The organism is Sphingomonas sp. SORGH_AS_0879 (genome assembly GCF_030819175.1).
Lineage (GTDB): Bacteria > Pseudomonadota > Alphaproteobacteria > Sphingomonadales > Sphingomonadaceae > Sphingomonas.
The window spans coordinates 1,958,203-1,974,460 of record NZ_JAUTBJ010000002.1; the positions used below are offsets into that span (position 1 = coordinate 1,958,203).

The window sequence follows — 16,258 nt, forward strand, 5'->3', positions numbered from 1 at the left end:
CCACACCCCAATAGTCGTTCAGCCTGAGCGAAGTCGAAGGCCAAGGGACGACCTCTCCAGTCAGCGCCCCGTCAGCGTGAAGCTGTCCACATCCATCCACCCGCCCTTCGTGCCCGGATTGTAGCAGAACAACGCGAATTGCTGCCCCTGGAACGTGCCCGTCCGCCAGTCGAAGGCAAGCGGGAATTCCCCGCCCAGCGTCCGCCAGTTTCGCCCATCCACGCTATAGGCGACGCTCGCCCGGTCGGTCTTGAACTCCATATCCGTGCGCAGGAACAGGCGCCGACCCATGACCGGCCGGGCATCGATGCGGAGGTCGGTCTTCTGCGTCGTCGCCTTATCCTCGATCACGCGCATCGTCAGGGTCAAGCGACCGTCCGTGCCGCGCCCGACCGCGATATGGCCGCTATATTTGCCGAAGGTGCCGAAGCCGCACTGGTCGCCTGCGACGATGTGCGAGGTATCCATCGCCACCACGCCGCGACCGAACGGCCCCTGTCCCTTTTGCAGCAACGTGTTGCGCGCGCTCCATAATGCGGGTGCCTGTGTGGCGTGCAGCCGCAGAAAGCCCGGCCGCTCGGTCAGCGACCAGCGATCGGGCAGCGGGTTGTGGTTCCACTGCCATTGCAGGCCGAGCTTCGGCGTCGCGAAATCGTCCGAGGCGGGCAGCGAGGCGATCGGCTGCCCCTTGATCGGTTTGGGCGCGGTGGCGGGCACCCGGCCCGGCGCGTCGGGCGTGCCCCATACCGGCCAGCCGTCCTTCCAGAAGACCGGGCTGATATTGGTCATCCGCCCGATCGCGCCCGCATCGGTCATCACGAAACCATAATCGGTGCCGTCGGGCAGGTCGACGATCGCGCCCTGATGCCCGCCAGTCGTGTCGTCGATCTGGTCGCGCGTCTCCCATGGCCCGAACAGGCTCCTGGAGCGCGACACCGTCATGCCGAGCCGCCGGGGGATGGCATTGAACATGTAATAATAGTCACCGCGCCGGACGATCTTGGAGCCCTCCGCCCCCTTGTTGAAATAGACGACGCGCTTGTCGGTAACGGTGCGCAGGTCGCGGCTGAGGCTGAGCAGCGTCGTCGTGCCGTCCGACCCGACCGAGGTCATGACATAGGCGCTGCCGTCCTTGTCGATGAACAGGCCGGGGTCGAACGCCGCCTCGCTCAGCCGGTTCATCTCCCAGGGGCCGCGAATGTCGCGGGATCGATAGATGCGGGTCTTCTCGCCCACCGGGGTGACCGCGATGTAGAAGACGCCGTCATGATAGCGAAGGCTGGGGGCGAAAATGCCTTTGCGGTACGCGCCGCCGTCCTTCAGGTCATATGCTGGCAGGCCCTCCAGCCGGTCGATGACATGGCCGACGAAGCGCCAGTTCACCAGATCGCGCGAGGTCATGATGGTCAGGCCGGGGACGTTGGCGAAGGTCGTGGTGATGAAGTAGAAGTCCTGACCCACCCGGATGATGTCGGGATCGGGATAATCGGCATAGAGCGGCGGATTGGCATAGGTGCCGTCGCCGCGATCCGACTGCCAGACCTGCGCCGAGGCGATCGCCGAAACGCCGCCGAGCGACAGCATCGCGAGAAGAAGAACCCGCCGCATCACCGCGCCGCATAGACATAGGGGCCGATCACGGTGCCGACGAAGCCGCCCGCGCGCGCCGTGCTGAGGAAGCGCACGTCGAGATCGGATTTCAGCGTCGCGGTCTTGCCGCCGACCGCATAGTCGAACGCCATCTCTCCGCCCCGGGCATGGATGGTCAGCGTCACCGGCCCCTTGCCCGCGAAGGGCGCGGAAGCGACCAGCGTTTCGGGTGCGGTTTCGTCGCGGGTGTTCTTCCCCTCCCGCTTGTAGAGCGCGATGCGCGGCTGTCCGTCGATCCGGGTCAGGCCGAAGAACAGATAGGCATAGTCGTTCTGCATCGCGACCAGCCCGGCGCGGGCGCCGTCCTTGGCGGGGGCGTAGCGGAGCGTGGTCGAGACATCGGCGATCGCATGTTGCTGTCGGCGTCCGACAAAGCCCGGCACGCCCTGTCGATCCCCCAGTGCGTCGCCGCCGCTCAGTTGCAGCGTGCCGTTGGCGAGCCTGTAGAAGGGCGTCTTCGGCGTGCGGACGCCGATCCATGGCATCGCCAGCTTCGTGCCGTCGAATTCGTCGGTATAGCCGAAGTCACCGCTGGTCGGCAGCTTGGGCGCGGGGCTGGCGGGAAGGTTCGGAACCTTGTGCGTCCATGGCACCGTCTTGCCGTGATCGAGGATGATCGGCCAGCCGTCCTTCCACGTCACGGGCAGCAGGAAGGTCTCGCGTCCGATATTATAATAATCCTCGGCATAGGGCCGCGTCGCCAGAAAGGTCGCCCACCAGTCGCCATTCTGCGTCTGGACCAGTTCGGCATGGCCCGCCGCGCTGATCGGATGGGGGCGCTTGGGGTCGAGATCGCGCTGGGTCAGGATCGGGTTGCCTGCGAACGGCGCGTAAGGGCCGCGCAAGTCTCTGGACCGCAGCACCACCTGCGAGTGGTTGACGCTGGTCCCGCCCTCGGCGGCGGTCAGATAATACCAGCCATCCTTCTTGAAGATATGCGGCCCCTCGATCCAGACCGGCTTCTTGGACAGGTCGACCCCGCCATTGATCAGTTGCGTGCTCTCGCCGACCATCTTGCCCGCGCGCCAGTCATATTCCTGGATCCAGATGGCGCGGTGGCCGTCATAGCGCGGTGGCTCGGCGGGGGCGCGATTGTTGACGATATAGGCGCGGTCGCCTTCCCAATAGAGGGACGGGTCGATCCCCTCGAAGGGCAGCCAGATCGGGTCCGACCACGGCCCCGCCGGGTTCTTCGCGGTGATGACGAAATTGCCCCGGCATTCGACGCAGGTGTTGACGATGTAGAAGGTGCCGTCGTGATAGGTGATGTCGGGCGCGAACACCGCCTCCGACACCGCCCGTCCCGTGAAGTCGAGTTGCCCCGGCCGGTCGATCGCATTGCCGATCTGGGTCCAGTGGACGAGGTCGGTCGAATGGAAGATCGGCAGGCCGGGAAAGTGCGCGAAGGACGAGTTGACGAGATAATAGTCCTTGCCCACCCGCGTCACCGACGGATCGGGATAATAGCCCGAGATGATCGGGTTCAGATACTCCCCGGCTTTCGGCGCGACCTGTTCGATCGAGCGGCCCTGATAGGTGAAGCGCTCGAACGTCGCGGTCTGGGCCGAGGCGGCTCCGGCCATGACGAGCGACAGGGTGAGTGCGGTGAGGGGGCGGCGGATCATGCGATGCCCTTCCGAACGGGGGCGGCGCGCAGGGCATCGGCGATGGCGGCGCGCAGCGGCTTGGGTTTCAGGGCGTCGTCATAGGGCAGGGGCCGCTGCGGCAGGCCGTCAGCGCGGGGGGCGAAGCCGTTCAGCCAGCTATGCTTGTCCCACAGCCCCCAGCACAGGAACTGGTCGAGTTGCGGATAGGAGAACATCATGTCGAGATAGCTTTTGGCGACCGCCGCCACCTGCATATCGCGCCGGGCGATGTCCTTGGGCATTTCCCGGTCGTTGATGTCGAACTCGGTGATGAGCAGGCGATAGCCCATGCCGGTGACCTCATCGAGGAAGCGCTTCCACTCGGCATATTGGGCCCTGGAATGGCTGCCGTCATTGCCGAGATGACTCTGGATGCCGAGCGCGTCGACGGGGACATTCTCCTTTCGAAACCGCTCCAGCAGGCGGAGCACGCCCGTCCGGTGGGTCTCGTTGCCGACCTCCCACGACATATAGTCGTTATAGACGCGCTGGGCGTGCGGCGCATGGTCGCGCGCCGCCTCATAGGCGATCTTGAACACATCGAAGCCCAGCGCCTGGTCGAACACCGTGCCCCGGACCCGGCCCGTCTTGGGATCGATCGTCTCGTTGACCACGTCCCAACTATAGATTTGGTCGCCGAAATGCCCGGCGACCTTTGCGATATAGGCGCGAAGCCACTTCTCCGCGCCCGTCGAGCGGACCCGCTCGGCCAGCGCGGGCGAGATATATTTGTCGTAGTTCCACAAGAGCGTATGGCCGCGCAGCTTCAGCCGATGGTCCCGCGCGAAGCCCGCGATACGGTCGGCGGGCGCGAAGTTCAGATGCTCGGGGTCGTTGCCGAGGACATAGACCTTCATCTCGTTCTCAGGCACCAGCACCCCGCATTCGCGCGTGACGATCGCGGCATAGGCCGGATCGTTGATCGGCGAGCCCCGGCCCGCGTTGATCGCGGTGCCGAACAATATGCCCTTTTGCGCCGCCAGATCGCGCAGCGGCGTTTCATCCGTCGCCGCCCATGCCATTGACGGGAGCGCTCCCATCGCAAGTCCGCCGGCCATGCCGACCAGATGCTGACGGCGAGTCAGGACCGGCCCATTTTCCTTGGGTTTCATCACCCTCTCCCTATGTCTTTGCGCTGACAGTCGCATGGTCGCCCGGAAACGGCAAGGCCATGCGGTGGCGACTTAAACCACGCTGCTCCGGACCCTTAGTCGAGCAACCGTGCATCACCCCACACCACCGGCAGCGCCGCATCGGGAGCGCTATCGGCACGCGTGACCAGTTCGATCAGCTTGCGACCCCGCACATCCGCCTCAATCGTCGCGGGGGCTTCGTTCAGGGCCATGGGGCGCGACCGGGTAAGCAGCTTGCCGTCGCCATAAACCTCGAACACCACGCGTCGCCCGCGTGCGGTGGCGGAATCGTCGATGCCGATCGTGGCGGCGAAGCGGCTCTGGCCGGGATTGCGCACCTCCAATCGCGAATTGGCCAGCACGCCCAGCCCGGTGTCATAGGCTTTGCCCGCCATCCGCAGCGGCCGACCGAAAGGCGTGCGATCCGCCTGTGCGCCGCCCCAGCCGCCATATTGCGGAAAGTCGCCCGGCCCCTTGCTGCCGTCCCAGGGGCTGAGTTCGTGATGGATGGTCGGATCGCCCTCGGGCGTCCGGACGCCATCCTCCGCCGGGTTCACGTCGCCCGGTGTCTCCGACAGATAATGGCCGCGCGGCAGCCGACGCTCGCCGGAGACGCGGTAGATCAGCGTCTGGTGCGGCGCGAGCGTCAGCTTCGTCTCGCCCGAAAACTCGCTCTTCTGCCCGGTCCACAGGTCGGTCATGGCGACGGGGCGATCGCCGCGCAGCTTCAGGTGATCGGCGGTCAGGACGGGCTGGACCGGCCCGGCGGTGCGGTTGAGGATCGCCACCGCCTTGTCGCCGTCGGCCAGCGTCTTCACGAAGATCTGAACGTCGTCCGACAGATAGGCCGGAGTCGCCTGATGCCCCGCCGGGTCCTGATTCAGCGCGATGATCGCCCGGTTGCCGAGAAGCGCGATCTGCTCGGCATTGGCCTTGCGCAGGTCGAAGCCGATCAGCAGCGGCGCGTTCATCATCGCCCACAGCGCGAAATGCGATCGCGCCTCAGTCATATGGTTCGCGTCGAACTCGCCCGAGCCGACGAACAGCATGTCGGGGTCGTTCCAGGCGTGTGGATGGGCGTAGAGCGCGCGGGTCGCGCTGGTATCGAAATTGGTCAGCATCCGCGACCAGTGCGCGGTGATATCGTCGCTGGTGCGCGAGACATTGCCGATCTGCTTGCCCCAGTTGCGGACGTCGGACGATCCCCAGAGGCAGAGCGAGAAGATATAGTCGCCGTCCGGATTTTCCCGGCGCAGCGCCGTCGCCACCTGGTCGTACAGCGCGCGCACCGCCGGAATATCGGTCCGTGCGAGGGAGTTCATGTCAATCAGTGGCGCCAGTTCGCGATAGTCGCCCTTGCGGACATGGTCGCTGTCCTTGCCCAGCCCGCGAATGCCGCAGCCATCGACCTTGATGTAATCGAATCCCCATTCGCGGAAATAGAGCGCGATATCCTGATCAATATGGCCGTAAAGCCCGACCTCGCGCTCGGCGACGGTCCCTTCGGGCTGGTTGGCGAAGTTGGGGGTATAGACCTGGCCGCAACTGTTGCGCCCGATGTCCGAATAGATGCCCGCCTTGAACCCCATGGCATGGAGCCGGTCGGTGAGCGGTCGGAAGCTGGTCTGCTGGTTGGGTCCGGCGGCGGAGGAGGGGAATTTGTCGGTGCGGATCACCATCCGGCCATCGGGTTGGCGACGGCGCAGCCACCAGCCGTCGTCGATGTTGATATAGCGATAGCCCGCATCGCGCAGCCCCTTGTCGACGATCAGCTTGACCGAGGCCATCACCTTGTCCTCGTCGACATCGCTGTTGAACGCGTTCCAGCTGTTCCAGCCCATCGGGGGCAGGCTGGCCTGGCCGTCCTGATTGGCGCTCCAGCGTCCGGTCGGTGCAAGCGGATCGACGGCGGTCGTCTGAGCAACGCTCACAACGGGCGTCATGAGCCCTAGCAGCGCCGCGCCACTTGCCAAAATCAACCGCTTCGTCCGTGGCATAGCCATCCTCCCAATCTGTTTTGCGGGCATCTTGTCGGACTAAAAAGGGGCTGTCCACCGCCTGTGATCGATTGCCATGGATTTGCCGGGTGGACAGGATGACGACGGGTGATAACGGTAACAGAAATAACGATATCGGGAGTGGATGGTCATGAAGGCATGGCGTGGATCGATCTTGGCCGCCCTGGCACTATCGGTGGCGTATCCCGCCATGGCCCAATCGCAAGGCGATGGCGAGCAACAGGCCGATACGCTTGCCGAGCATCTGGTCGCGCGGATGACGACCGACGAGAAACTGGCGCAGTTGCTCAACACCGCGCCTGCCATCACCCGGCTGGACGTGCCCGCCTATAATTGGTGGACGGAGTCGCTTCACGGTGCGTTGGGGGCCGGTGCCGACGACCAATTTTCCGGAGCCGGTCGGGCTGGCGGCGACCTTCGACGAAGCGCTGGTCGGCCAGGCTGCACAGGTCATCAGCCGCGAGGTGAGGGGGCTCCACGCGCTCGCCCGCCGGACGGGACGGATGGGGCGGATCGGCACCGGGCTGGATAGCTGGTCGCCCAACATCAACATCTTCCGCGATCCGCGCTGGGGCCGGGGGCAGGAGACTTACGGCGAAGATCCGTTCCTGACCGCGAAGATGGGCGTGGCGTTCGTTCGCGGGATGCAGGGGACCGATCCGACGCGGATCGACGTGGTCGCCACCCCCAAACATTATGCGGTGCATAGCGGCCCGGAATCGACCCGGCATGAGGCGAATGTCTATGTCTCGCGGCACGATCTGGTCGACACCTATCTCCCCGCCTTTCGCGCGGCGATCGTCGAGGGCGGGGCGGGGTCGATCATGTGCGCCTATAACCGGATCGACGGCCAACCGGCGTGCGGCAGCGACCTGTTGCTCAAGGAGTATCTGCGCGGGAGCTGGGGCTTTCGCGGCTATGTCGTGTCCGACTGCGATGCGGTGAAGGATATCGCCGCCAACCACCATTACGCGCCCGACGCCGCCACCGCGGTCGCCGCCGCGATGCGGGCGGGCGTCGATAACGAGTGCAACAATGCGACGCTGACCGACACGGACGGGCTGACCAGTCCGTATCGCGACGCCCTGTCGCGCGGCCTGATCTCGGTCGCGGATATCGACCGCTCGCTGACGCGGCTGTTCGCCGCCCGTTATCGCACCGGCGATCTGCCGGGCCTGCGTCCGCTATCGACCCAAACCAGCTCCCCCGCCGATGTCGATACCCCCGCGCATCGGGCGCTGGCGCTGGAGGTCGCGGAGAAGAGCCTCGTCCTTCTCAAGAACAAGGGCATATTGCCGCTCAAGCCCCAGGCGCGGATCGCGGTGATCGGGCCGCTCGGCGATGCGACGCGGGTGCTGCGCGGCAATTACTCTTCCTCGCTGTCGGGGCCTTCCTTCTCGGTGGTCGACGGGTTGCGGCGGGCCATGCCGGGCGCAGAGGTGCGCTATGTCCCGTTCGCCGAAACCTTCACCGATGGCGATCCGATCCCGACCAGCGCGCTCAGGACCGAAGACGGCCAGCCCGGCCTGCTCGCCCGCTATTACAATGTCGTGGGGCGCGTCCCCGAGCGTTTCGCCCCCGGTGCGCTGGGGGAATGGTTGAAGACCGCAAGATTCGAGGAGCGCCCGGTCGTCACCCGGATCGAGGCCAATGCCGCCTCGCGCAGCCTGGACCTGTCCTCGGTCCGCGACGTGCACCGGGCGGTGTGGACCGGCTATCTCGTTCCGCCGGAGACGGGCCGCTACCGGCTGGGCATATCCGGGTTCAACGGCGCGATGACGCTGGACGGACAGCTCTTTGTCGATCTGACCAAGGCGTCGTGGAACAGCCTGCCGACGATGCGCACCGTCACGCTGGAAAAGGGGCGGCGTTATCCGATCACGGTCACGACCGAGGCGCGTATCCTGACCGGTATCAACCTGGTCTGGAAGCGGGTGTCCGACGATCCGGCGGGCGAACTCCGTGCGGCGGCGAAGGCCAGCGACGCGCTGGTCGCGGTGGTCGGCCTGACCTCCGACCTGGAGGCGGAGGAAGCGCCCATCTCGGTCCCCGGCTTCAAGGGCGGCGACAAGACGACGCTCGACCTGCCCGCCGACCAGCAGGCGCTGCTCGAACAGGCCAGGGCGACCGGCCGCCCGCTGATCGTCGTGCTGATGAACGGCAGCCCGGTGAACCTGGCCTGGGCGAAGGCCAATGCCGATGCGATCGTCGAGGCCTGGTATCCGGGGCAGGCGGGCGGGCTGGCGGTCGGCAATGTCCTGTCGGGCAAGACCAATCCGGCGGGCCGCCTGCCGCTGACCTTCTATCGCTCGGTCGAGGACCTGCCGCCCTTTGGCGACTATGCCATGAAGGGGCGGACCTATCGCTATTTCACCGGCACGCCCGTCTATCCGTTCGGTTACGGCCTCAGCTATACCAGCTTCGCCTATGCGCCGGTGTCGGTCCAGCCGGGCGCGGACGGCGCGATGCGCTTCACGACCGAGGTGCGCAATAGCGGTCGCCGGGCGGGGGACGAGGTGGCGCAGCTTTACCTGAACTTCCCCAAGGTCGAGGGCGCTCCCCGCATCGCGCTACGCGGGTTCCAGCGGGTGCATCTGGCCCCCGGCGAGCGGCGGCGGCTGACCTTCACCCTGACCCCGCGCGATCTGAGCGCGGTGGATGCCGATGGCGTAAGGATGGTGATGAAGGGCGATTACCGCGTCTCGGTCGGGTCGGGACAGCCCGATACCGGCGTGCCGGTGCGGAGTGCGACATTCCGGATCGAGGCGCCCCGAACGATCCCGGACTGATCCTCCCCGGCACGGGGAGGTGGCAGGGCGAAGCCCTGACGGAGGGGGGCTTCGACGGAACATGTCCCTCGCGGCACGCCCCCTCCACCATGCTCCGCATGGTCCCCCTCCCCGTACCGGGGAGGATAGAGATTACTTCGTCACCAGCGACCGGCCGAAGAACGGCAACACCTGCTCTTGGAACCGCACGCCGATCCGGTTGACATGGTCGCCGTCATAGATCTCGAATGTGTGCGCGATGCCATAGCGCTCCATCGCGTCGTGCAACGCCTGCGCATCGGCCTTCAAGCCGTCCTGCGACCCGACGTCCAGCGCGATCGCGCGGTAGCTGCGCAAGGGGGCGACATATTGATCGACAAAGGCGAGCGGCGTGTTGGCCAGCCATTTGGCGGTGATGTCGTCGCGCATCTTGCCGTCCTTGACCGGCAGGTCGAGATAGAGCGGCGGGTTCTTCGGATTGGGCGACCAGGCGGCGGAGGCGGCCAGCATCGCGCGCTGGCCCCAGTTCAGCTTCTCCGACTCCCTGGGCGAGGACAGGCTGGTCAGCAGCTTCTCGTCGGTCCCCTCGGGCCGGGCCATCATGCGCGGCGACAGGCAGCAGGGGCTCATCATATAGATGGCGCCGTACATATCGGCATGCTTCATCCCGATGCGCGCGGTGCCATAGCCGCCCATCGAATGGCCCGCGAGGCCACGGGCTTCGCGACGGGGAATGGTGCGGTAGCGCGTGTCGATCGCCGCGATCAGGTCGTGGCTGACGAACCGCTCGAAATCGCCGACCGTCTGCGAGGACGAATACATCGATCCGTTGTGCATCGTCTTGCTGTCGGGAAAGACCAGGATCATTGGCGGCACGCCACGCGCGAACGCCCCCTCGACCGAGGCGGGGACATGGATCTCCTTCGTCCACTGATCCGCGCCGATCGAATAGCCGTGGAGCGCATAGACGACCGGATAGCGGCGCGCCTTGTTCCTGGCATAATCGGGCGGCAGGACGACGATGACGTCGCGGTCGGCGCTGTTGCCCTCCAGATTGCCTTCGATCGCGGGCGAATGGACCTTGATCCGCTCGACCGTCACCGGCTTCGCACCGGGCACCGTGGCGGGGTTCTGCGTCGTCATCTGGGCGGGCAGCGCGGCGAGCGGCGTGCAAGCCAATCCGGCGGCGAGCAGCCAGTGCGTCTTCGACATAGGACATGCCATGCGGGTGATCCTCCCTCTTGAAAACGATGCCGACATGGATGTGCCGGTCTGCGATATGCTTGCGAAATGCCGTGCCCCGCGATGAGACGGGCGGGGCGGATATCGTTACCAACAATGCGGATTGGGCCTTGTCAAGCGGGGCGGTAGAGGGTTTCCCTTGGCCTTCGACTTCGCTCAGGCTGAACGGAGGTTGGGGACAGAAGGCCATATTCCCTCGCTTCGTTCAGCCTGAGCGAAGTCGAAGGTCACGTCCCGAACCCGGAACTGGAAAACCGCGAACCGGCCTTGCATCCTCGTCGTTGATAGCGCTATCGTGCCTGGAAAGCTCCGGATACGGGGCAAATGGGAGAGAGAAAGCGATGAAGCGCTTGATGATGGCCAGCCTGGTCCTGGGGCTTGGCACCGCAGCCTGCGGATCGCCGCAGACGGCCGAGAATACCGCGCAGGAGAACACCGCTACTGCGTCGAACGACACCAATCCGACGTCGCCCGATGGCCGCCATTATCTGTCGCAGCCGTTGGTGCGCGAGATCTTTACCGCCGACCCCTCCGCGCATGTCTGGGGCGATGGAAAGATGTATATCTATCCCAGCCACGACGTGCCGACCGACACGCCCAACGACGATCTGGGCAACCAGTACGCCATGCGCGATTACCGCGTGCTGCGCATGGACGAGCCGGGCGGCAAGGTCACCATAGGCCCCGTCGCGCTCGACGTGAAGGACGTGCCCTGGGCCTCGCAGCAGATGTGGGCCCCCGATGCCGCCTATAAGGACGGCACCTATTATCTCTATTTCCCGGCGCGCGATAAGACCAAGGATCGCAACGGCCTGGGCGCGTTCCGCATCGGCGTTGCGACCTCCAGGAATCCGATGGGCCCGTTCAAGGCCGAGCCGGAGGCGATCCCCGGCAGCTTCTCGATGGACCCCGCCGTCTATCAGGACACGGACGGCACGGCGTACATGTATTTCGGCGGCATCTGGGGCGGTCAGCTTCAGCGCTGGAAGGACGGCAAGTACGACCCGAACGGCAGCGACACCGACCTGAAGCAGGACGACCAGCCCGCACTGTCGGGGAAGGTCGTCAAGCTGAACCCCGACATGAAGACCTTCGCCGAAACCCCGCGCGACGCGGTGATCCTCGACGAAAAGGGCAAGCCCGTGTTGGGCGGCGCGCATGACAAGCGCTTCTTCGAGGGCTCCTGGGTCTTCAAGCGCGACGGCAAATATTATTACACCTATTCGACCGGCGACACGCACTTCCTGAACTATGCGATCGGCACCAGCCCCTATGGTCCCTTCACCTATAAGGGCCATATCCTGAAGCCGGTGCAGGGCTGGACCACCCATCATTCGATCGTCGAGTGGAAGGGCAAATGGTGGCTTTTCTACGCCGACACGCAATTGTCCGATAAGAACCACCTGCGTAACGTCAAGATGACCGAGTTGAAGTTCAACCCGGACGGGACGATCCCGACCATCGATCCGTTCGTGAAGTAAGGACGACGCATGTTCCTTGGCATCGATATCGGTACGTCGGGCGTAAAGGCCGTCGTGCTGGACGAACATGGCGCGGTGGTCGGGCAGGGGACGGCGGCGCTGACCGTGCAGCGTCCCCACCCGCTCTGGTCCGAACAGGACCCGGAAGCATGGTGGCAGGCGACGACCGCGGCGGTCCGGGCGATTGACCCGGCGGTCCGCCGGGCGGTGCGCGGAGTCGGTCTGGCGGGGCAGATGCACGGCGCGACCCTGCTGGGCGCGGACGATCAGCCGCTCCGCCCCGGCATCCTCTGGAATGACGGGCGCAGCCATGCCGAATGCGCGGAACTGGAGGCGAAGGCCCCCGCGCTTCATCGCATCGCGGGCAATCTCGCCATGCCGGGCTTCACCGCGCCCAAGCTGCTCTGGGTCGCGCATCACGAGCCGGAAACCTTTGCTGCCATCCGTACCGTGCTGCTGCCCAAGGATTATGTCCGGCTGCGGATGACGGGCGAAAAGGCTTCGGACGTGTCGGACGCGGCGGGCACCCTGTGGCTGGACGTTGCCGCGCGCGAATGGAGCGACGAGATCCTCGCCGCGACCGGCCTGACCCGCGATCAGATGCCGCAGGCGGTCGAGGGTACGGCGCAGACCGGTCGCCTCCGGGCCGACGTGGCCGAAGCCTGGGGCATGGATCAGGTGCCGGTGGCGGGCGGCGGCGGCGACAATGCTGCCGGGGCTGCGGGTGTGGGTGTCGTCAAGGACGGCGACGCGCTGTTGTCGCTGGGCACGTCGGGCGTGATCTTCGCGGCGACGCGCGAGTTCCGGCCCAATCCGGCGGGCGCGGTTCATGCCTTCTGCCACTGTCTGCCCAATGTCTGGCACCAGATGTCGGTCCATCTGTCGGCGGCGGCGTGCATCGACTGGGTCGCGCGGCTGACCGGCACGCCGGGTGCCGCCGAACTCTTCGCCCGCGCCGAAAGCGTCGGCCCGGCGAGCGGCCCCGAAATCTTCCTGCCCTATCTGTCGGGCGAGCGGACGCCGCATAACGATGCGGAGGTGCGCGGCGCGTTCCTGGGGCTGGACCATGACACCACGCCCGAGCGGCTGGCGCAGGCGGTGCTGGAGGGGGTGGCCTTCGCGCTCGCCGATGGCCTGTCGGTGCTGCGCGATGCGGGCACCGAATTGTCGCAACTCTCCGTCATCGGCGGCGGGGCGCGCTCCTCCTATTGGGGCCAGACGCTGGCCGCCGCGCTGGGCGTCGAACTCGTCTATCTGAAGGGTGGCGAGGTCGGGCCCGCGCTTGGGGCCGCACGTTTGGCGCAACTGGCGGTCGATGGCGGTTCGCCGGAAGAGGTCTGTGCGCCTCCGCCCGTCAGCCATAGCATCGCCCCCGACGCCGCGCTCGCCGAGCGTTTCGCCCCCAAGATCGCGCAATTCCGCGACAGCTATTCCCGTATCACTCCGAGGAACCGTTAAATGGCTACCGACTTTTTCGCCGATATCCCGACGATCCGTTACGAAGGCCCGGACAGCGAGAACGAACTCGCTTACCGCTTCTACGACAAGAACCGCGTCGTGCTGGGCAAGACGATGGAGGAGCATCTCCGCTTCGCCGCCTGTTTCTGGCACACCTTCTGCTGGCCGGGTTCTGACGTGTTCGGCGGTGGCACGTTCAACCGTCCGTGGCACGCCGGTGCCAATGACAGCGCCGCCGCCGCGCAGAAGCGTGAAGTGGCGTTCGACTTCTTCTCGAAGCTCGACATCCCCTATTACTGCTTCCACGACGTCGATGTGATGGCCGATGCGCAGGGCGTCGCCGAGCATCGCCGTTATTTCGCGGAAGCCGTCGATCACCTCGAAAAGCTTCAGGCTTCGTCGGGCCGCAAGCTGCTCTGGGGCACCGCGAACCTGTTCAGCCATCCGCGCTTCGCCGCCGGTGGCGCGACCAACCCGGACCCCGAAGTCTATGCGTTCGGCGCGATGCAGGTCCGCGACGCGCTGGAGGCCACGCATCGTCTGGGCGGCTCCAACTATGTGCTGTGGGGCGGTCGTGAGGGTTACGAGACGCTGCTCAATACCAACATGAAGCGTGAACTCGACAATCTGGGCCGCTTCCTGACGCTGGTCGTCGAGCACAAGCACAAGATCGGCTTCAACGGCACCATCCTGATCGAGCCGAAGCCGCACGAGCCGACCAAGCATCAGTACGACTTCGACACCGCGACCGTGTACGGCTTCCTGAAGGCCTACGGCCTGGAGAACGAGGTCAAGGTCAATATCGAGGCGAACCACGCCACGCTGGCCGGTCATACCTTCGAGCATGAGATCGCGACCGCGGGTGCGCTGGGCATCTTCGGCTCGATCGACGCCAATCGCGGCGACCACCAGAATGGCTGGGATACCGATCAATTCCCCAACTCGGTCGAGGAACTGACGCTGGCCATGCTGGAGATCATCCGGGCGGGCGGCTTCACCACCGGCGGCTTCAATTTCGACGCCAAGGTGCGTCGCCAGTCGATGGACGCGGTCGACCTGTTCCATGGCCATGTCGGCGGGATCGACGTGGTGGCCAAGGGCCTGCTCAACGCCGCCGCGCTGATCGAGGACGGCCGCCTGGATGCGATCAAGGCCGAGCGTTATGCCGGTTGGGACGGCGACTTCGGCCAGAAGGTCGGCGGCCTCGATCTGGCGGGCATCGCCGATCTGGCGGTCGAGAAGGCGGTCGATCCGAAGCCCCGCTCGGGCCGTCAGGAGCGGATCGAGAATATCGTCAACCGTATCGTGAACTCGGGCAGGTAAAGGGGGAGGGGCCGGTTGATCCGGTCCGCCTGCCAGAAAGAAAAGGGGCGCGTCCGACAGTCGGGCGCGCCCCTTTCTTATGCCCGGTCGCCTGGCCTTCGACTTCGCTCAGGCTGAACGGAGGTGGTGAAGGACCTGCTCTCCCCCCTCTGTTCAGCTTGAACGAAGTCGAAGGGGCCAAGGGAATCCCGCCGTCCAGCACGAACGGCGGGACGTGTCGGATCAGGCCACCCCGTTCGCCGCCATATCCCGCAGCGCCGCATGGAAGCGCCCGATCGCTTCCGTGCTGAACCCCGCGATATTGATCCGCCCCGATCCGGCCATGTAGATGCCATGCCGGTCCCGCAGCCATTCGACCTGCGAGGGCGATAGGGGCAAGGTTGCGAACATGCCCTTGCCCCCGGCGACCGCCGCCAGATCGATCGAGCCGATCCGGCCACCCGCCGCCAGTGCGGCGCGCAGGCCCGCCAACCGCTGTCGCATCGTCTCCAGTTCCTCGCGCCATTCGCGGGTCAGTGTCTCGTCTTCCAGAATGATGCGCACGATGGCCGCGCCGTGATCGGGCGGCATCGACCAGTTGGCACGCGCCAGCGACAGCAGGTTGGACAGCACCACCATGCCGGTATCGGCATCGGGCGACAGGGCGAACAAGGCTCCGGTCCGCTCGCGATACAGCCCGAAATTCTTGTCGCAGGAATAGGCGAGCAGCGCTTCCGGCACCGCCGACAGGATCGTGCGTGCGCCCGCCGCATCCTGATCGAACCCGTCGCCCAGCCCCTGATAGGCGAGATCGACGACCGGGGTCAGCGACTTGTCGGCGATATGGCGCGCGATGGCGGTCCATCCGGCGGCATCGGGGTCGATCCCGATGGGGTTGTGACAGCATCCGTGCAGCAGCACCGCCTCGCCTTCCTCCGCGCCGTCCAGCCCGCGAAGGAAGCCGTCCAGATCGAAGACCTGGCTGGTCAGGTCGTAGCAGGGGATCATCACCGGCTCGACGCCCGCCTGTCGGAACAGCGGCGCGTGATTGGCCCAGCTCGGGCTGCCGATCCAGATGCGGGGGACGCCCGCGCGGGCGAGCAGTTCGGCGGCGAGGCGCAGCGCCCCCGTACCGCCCGGCGTCTGGAGACCGACGACGCGATCGGCGGCCACGGTGTCGGCCAGGACCAGCGCGGCCAGCGCACGGACGAAACCGACATCCCCCTCGGGCCCGAGATAGGATTTGCTCGGTTGCTCGGCGAGCAGGCGGGCTTCGGCGGCCTTGACGGCGGTCATGACCGGGGTGCGTCCTTCCTCATCGCGGAACACGCCGACGCCCAGATCGATCTTGTCGGCGCGCGGGTCGGCGGCGTGCTGGCCGATGATCCGCAACAGGGGATCGTCGGGCTGGCGGGTCAGGTTCGCGAAACGCATGGCAAGGCCTCTTGGACGGAAAGGCGCGCACCATAGGGTCCCGGCAGGGAAAGGGAATGCCCGGCGGTTCATGGACGGCGATCCCTGTCGCCGGGCAATCGGAATGCCTGAGCCGAAACACAATGG

Annotated in this window: 9 protein-coding genes and 1 pseudogene; 4 read left to right on the forward strand and 6 right to left on the reverse strand. The window is 65.9% G+C overall.

The window, feature by feature from the left end; all coding sequences use genetic code 11:
- Positions 1-60: 60 nt before the first annotated feature.
- The 4 genes from QE379_RS09975 to QE379_RS09990 all read right to left on the reverse strand — a co-directional run bounded on the left by QE379_RS09975 (position 61) and on the right by QE379_RS09990 (position 6,372).
- Positions 61-1,608: a glycoside hydrolase 43 family protein gene (locus QE379_RS09975; protein WP_307000053.1), complete on the reverse strand. Its 1,548-nt coding sequence runs from the start codon at positions 1,606-1,608 to the stop codon at positions 61-63.
- Positions 1,608-3,275: a glycoside hydrolase family 43 protein gene (locus QE379_RS09980; RefSeq protein WP_307000055.1), complete on the reverse strand. Its 1,668-nt coding sequence runs from the start codon at positions 3,273-3,275 to the stop codon at positions 1,608-1,610. Before QE379_RS09980 ends, QE379_RS09975 begins: the two co-directional genes overlap by 1 nt.
- Positions 3,272-4,408, reverse strand: coding sequence for an endo-1,4-beta-xylanase (locus QE379_RS09985; RefSeq protein ID WP_307000058.1), 1,137 nt, complete (start codon positions 4,406-4,408; stop codon positions 3,272-3,274). The genes QE379_RS09980 and QE379_RS09985 overlap by 4 nt, the downstream gene beginning before the upstream one ends.
- A 95-nt stretch (positions 4,409-4,503) precedes the next feature.
- A complete protein-coding gene (locus QE379_RS09990) occupies positions 4,504-6,372 on the reverse strand; it encodes an NPCBM/NEW2 domain-containing protein (protein WP_307000061.1) in 1,869 nt (622 codons plus the stop codon).
- Positions 6,373-6,637: 265 nt separating this feature from the next.
- Here QE379_RS09990 and QE379_RS09995 point away from each other — a divergent pair.
- Positions 6,638-9,236, forward strand: a pseudogene (locus QE379_RS09995) (glycoside hydrolase family 3 C-terminal domain-containing protein).
- Positions 9,237-9,368: 132 nt separating this feature from the next.
- On the opposite strand, the gene QE379_RS10000 reads toward QE379_RS09995, so the two are convergent.
- Complete coding sequence (locus QE379_RS10000; protein ID WP_307000063.1) at positions 9,369-10,439, reverse strand: alpha/beta hydrolase family protein; 1,071 nt, start codon at positions 10,437-10,439, stop codon at positions 9,369-9,371.
- Positions 10,440-10,798: 359 nt separating this feature from the next.
- On the opposite strand from QE379_RS10000, the gene QE379_RS10005 reads away from it, so the two are divergent.
- The 3 genes from QE379_RS10005 to xylA are packed head-to-tail and all read left to right on the forward strand — an operon-like array spanning position 10,799 to position 14,719.
- Positions 10,799-11,938: a glycoside hydrolase family 43 protein gene (locus QE379_RS10005; RefSeq protein ID WP_307000066.1), complete on the forward strand. Its 1,140-nt coding sequence runs from the start codon at positions 10,799-10,801 to the stop codon at positions 11,936-11,938.
- A gap of 9 nt (positions 11,939-11,947) precedes the next feature.
- Positions 11,948-13,396 carry a xylulokinase gene (xylB, locus tag QE379_RS10010; protein WP_307000069.1) on the forward strand — a complete coding sequence of 483 codons (1,449 nt, stop codon included), beginning with the start codon at positions 11,948-11,950 and terminating at the stop codon, positions 13,394-13,396.
- Positions 13,397-14,719, forward strand: a complete 1,323-nt coding sequence (gene xylA, locus QE379_RS10015; protein ID WP_307000071.1) for a xylose isomerase — start codon at positions 13,397-13,399, stop codon at positions 14,717-14,719.
- 222 nt (positions 14,720-14,941) lie between these two features.
- Here xylA and QE379_RS10020 read toward each other — a convergent pair whose 3' ends face one another.
- Positions 14,942-16,132, reverse strand: a complete 1,191-nt coding sequence (locus QE379_RS10020) for an aromatic amino acid transaminase (protein WP_307000072.1) — start codon at positions 16,130-16,132, stop codon at positions 14,942-14,944.
- Positions 16,133-16,258 lie beyond the last annotated feature (126 nt).